This window comes from Photorhabdus viridis (genome assembly GCF_040256935.1).
In the GTDB taxonomy this organism is placed as follows: domain Bacteria; phylum Pseudomonadota; class Gammaproteobacteria; order Enterobacterales; family Enterobacteriaceae; genus Photorhabdus; species Photorhabdus viridis.
This window is the reverse complement of sequence record NZ_JBEJZY010000367.1, coordinates 1-290: the sequence shown is the minus strand read 5'-3', so window position 1 is coordinate 290 and position 290 is coordinate 1. Positions and strand designations below refer to the sequence as shown.

The following is a 290-nucleotide window of genomic DNA, read 5'->3' as shown; positions in this document are numbered from 1 at the left end:
CTGGGCCGTAACGACTTTCAGGTCAAGCTGCGTGGCTTCCGTATTGAGCTGGGGGAAATAGAAGCGCGCCTGACCCAGTGTCCGGGGGTAGCGGAAGCAGCCGTTATCGCCTGCGAAGATATCCCGGGGGATAAACGGTTAGTGGCCTATGTCCGGCCGCAGGCGGGTGCTGCACTGACGCCGGCGGATTTACGCCCGCAACTGGCACAGCAGCTGGCCGATTATATGCTGCCCAGTGCCTTTGTGATGCTGGCGGCTTTCCCGCTGACCCCGAACGGCAAGCTGGACCG

Annotated in this window: 1 protein-coding gene; it reads left to right on the top strand. The window is 62.4% G+C overall.

Annotated elements, in window-relative coordinates:
- The coding region (locus ABR397_RS25595) for an AMP-binding enzyme (protein WP_350307843.1) at window positions 1–290 on the top strand (290 nt) is incomplete at both ends.